1 protein-coding gene is annotated in these 321 nt (G+C 69.2%); it reads right to left on the bottom strand.

The genetic code is table 11. From position 1 onward, the window contains the following. Positions 1–321: biotin/lipoyl-binding protein (locus QZH66_RS18930; protein ID WP_305807308.1), on the bottom strand; the 321-nt coding region annotated here is incomplete at both ends.

Genomic DNA, 321 nt, shown 5'->3' with positions numbered 1-321 from the left:
GCCACGATCCATTTCTGGTCTTCGGCCTGCTGCCGGTTGATGGAGTTCTTTTCCGCCAGCTGCTGGTAGCGCGCGAGGTCCATCGCCGCCTCGCTCAGCGCCGCCTGGTCCTTGGCCAGCTGGCCCAGCGCCTGGTCCAGCGCGGCCTGGTAGGGACGCGCGTCGATCTCGGCGAGCAGATCGCCCTTGCGCACCATCTGGCCCTCCTTGAAGCCGACCGTGGTCAGCTGGCCGCTGACCTGGGCCTGCACCGTCACGGTCGCCAGCGGGGTCACGGTGCCGAGCGCGTTCAGCGTGACCTGGATGTCCTGCTGCGTGGCG

This window comes from Stenotrophomonas sp. YIM B06876, from assembly GCF_030711595.1.
Lineage (GTDB): Bacteria > Pseudomonadota > Gammaproteobacteria > Xanthomonadales > Xanthomonadaceae > Stenotrophomonas.
This window is presented reverse-complemented; position numbering and strand designations above follow the sequence as displayed.